Source organism: Paraburkholderia sp. J94 (genome assembly GCF_905220285.1).
Classification (GTDB): domain Bacteria; phylum Pseudomonadota; class Gammaproteobacteria; order Burkholderiales; family Burkholderiaceae; genus Paraburkholderia; species Paraburkholderia tropica_A.
Genome location: NZ_CAJMZH010000036.1, coordinates 1 through 2,444, shown reverse-complemented (window position 1 = coordinate 2,444; position 2,444 = coordinate 1). Strand labels below are relative to the sequence as shown.

Below are 2,444 nucleotides of genomic sequence, written 5' to 3'. Positions count from 1 at the left end.
GGAAACGTCTTCGTATTCCCGAGCGCACGCGAAAGCGATGTGCCTTCACGCACGCGCACGATCGCTTCGTCGATGTTATTGCGCATCGCCTTGTTCGACAGCGTTTCGCCCGCCGCCTGCAACGCGCGCAGAATCGGCACGCCCGCCGCGCTCAGAATCCCGAGCGTGCTCGCGAATCGCACCGTGTTGTAGCCGCGCACGAGCTTGCCTGCGAGCGGCGCGGTGAGCAGCCAGCGGTCGAACGCGAGACGCGGACCGGGACGTCTTAGCGTCCCGCGCACGATCCACGCAACGATCATCACCGCGATCAGCACGGCCCACCACCACTGACGCACGAAACCCGAAAGCGCCATCATCACGATCGTCAGAAACGGCAACTGCTGTTTCGTGCTCGCGAACACGTTCACAACCTGCGGCACCACATAACTCAGCAGAAACGTGACGATGCCAAACGCGATGATCGTGACGATCGTCGGGTACGTGAATGCAAGGACGATCTTCTGCTTGAGCGCATTGCGCTGCTCGATGTAATCGGCGAGACGCGAAAGCACGATGCCCAGTTTGCCCGTGTGTTCGCCCGCCGCAACCAGCGCGCGATAGATATCCGGGAAGTCTCGCGGATGCTGCGTGAGTGCGTTCGCGAGCGAATGACCACCGAGCACTTCTGCGCGGATTGCGGCCATCAATTCACGGATGTAGTCGCGTTCGGCCTGTTCGGTGAGCACCGCAAGCGCTTCACCCAGCGGCAAACCTGCAATCAGCAGACTCGCAAGCTGACGCGTGAGAATCGCCTGCTCGCGCTGCGAGAGTTTGCGGCCGAGTGCAAGCCGCTGCTGACGCGCGCCGCGCGTGCGCGTCGCCGCCGGTTCGACGACGAGCGGCGTGAGTCCCTGCCCGCGTAGTTGCGCACGCGCACTGCGCGCGCTGTCGGCATCGAGGACGCCCTTTTGCGCCTTGCCTGCGGCGTCGATCGCTTCAAAGCGAAATGCTGGCATGTTGCTGATCGCCTCCGCTTATGCGCCGCCGGTCACGCGCAGCACTTCTTCCAGCGACGTGCGGCCGGAATCGATCCAGCGCTCGCCATCCTCGCGCAGCGTGCGCATGCCTTGCTCACGGCCTGCGTTGAAGATCTCGGCATCGGCGGCATTGCGGTGAATGAGATTGCGGATCGGCTCGTCGATGAGCAGCAGTTCGTACACGCCGCGACGGCCTGAATAGCCCGATTGCCCGCAACGCTCGCAGCCCACAGGATGCCAGCGCTTGCGGCCATCGTCCTCGACACGTTCTTCCTTGCAATGCGGACACAGCTGACGCACGAGACGCTGCGCAAGCACACCAAGCAATGACGAAGCGAGCAGATAAGGTTCGACGCCCATATCGGTCAGACGCGTAACCGCCGAAGCCGCATCGTTCGTGTGCAGCGTCGCAAGCACGAGGTGACCGGTCAACGAAGCCTGCACCGCAATCTGCGCCGTCTCCAGATCGCGGATTTCGCCGATCATGATGATGTCCGGGTCTTGACGCAGAATCGAGCGCAACGCGCGCGCGAACGTCATGCCGATGCGCTCATTCACCTGCGTCTGGCCGATGCCCGAGAGGTCGTACTCGATCGGGTCTTCCACGGTCATGATGTTCGTCGTGGCCGTTTCGAGCCGCGACATCGACGCGTAGAGCGTGGTCGTTTTGCCGGAGCCGGTCGGGCCTGTAACCAGCACGATGCCGTGCGGTTTCGCGATCAGCTGATCGAACTTGCCGAGCGTATCGGCGGCCATGCCGAGCGCTTCGAGATTCAGGCGCTGGGCGTCTTTTTCCAGCAGACGCAGCACGGCGCGTTCGCCGTGGCCCGTCGGCAGCGTGGACACGCGCACGTCAACCGGACGCCCGCCCACACGCAGCGTGATACGTCCATCCTGCGGCAGACGTTTCTCTGCGATATCGAGCTGCGCCATGATCTTGATCCGCGAGATCAGCGCGCCATGCAGCGCTTTCTTCGGCCGCACGACATCGCGCAGCGTGCCGTCGACGCGAAAGCGCACCACCGAAGCATTTTCAAACGGCTCGATATGAATATCCGAAGCCTGCTCGCGCGCGGCCTGCGTGAGCAGCGCGTTGATCATGCGGATGATCGGCGCATCGTCCTCGGATTCCAGCAGGTCTTCCACTTCGGGAATGTCCTGCATGAGCCGCGAAAGATCGACCTCGCCTTCGACTTCGCCGACCACCTGCGCGGCGCTGCCGTCCTGACGCGCATACGCCTGATTGATCGCCTGCGCGAGTTCATCGGCGGGGACGCGCACGAGCGAGAACGCGCCGAAGTTACGCGCGACTTCGGCGATCGCTGCGCCGGACGTGCGATCGCTGATCCAAACTTCGAGACCTTCGGCGCGCTGCTGCGCAACGAGCAACTGGCCGCTTTTGGCGAAGCCGTAGGGAATGAGGCGGGC

The 2,444-nt window shown here is 63.5% G+C and carries 2 protein-coding genes; both read right to left on the bottom strand.

The window, feature by feature from the left end; all coding sequences use genetic code 11:
- On the bottom strand, positions 1-995 hold a 995-nt coding region (gspF, locus tag U4Y88_RS37490), incomplete at its 3' end, for a type II secretion system inner membrane protein GspF (RefSeq protein ID WP_321790109.1).
- 18 nt (positions 996-1,013) lie between these two features.
- Positions 1,014-2,444: type II secretion system ATPase GspE (gene gspE, locus U4Y88_RS37485; RefSeq protein ID WP_321790107.1), on the bottom strand; the 1,431-nt coding region annotated here is incomplete at its 5' end.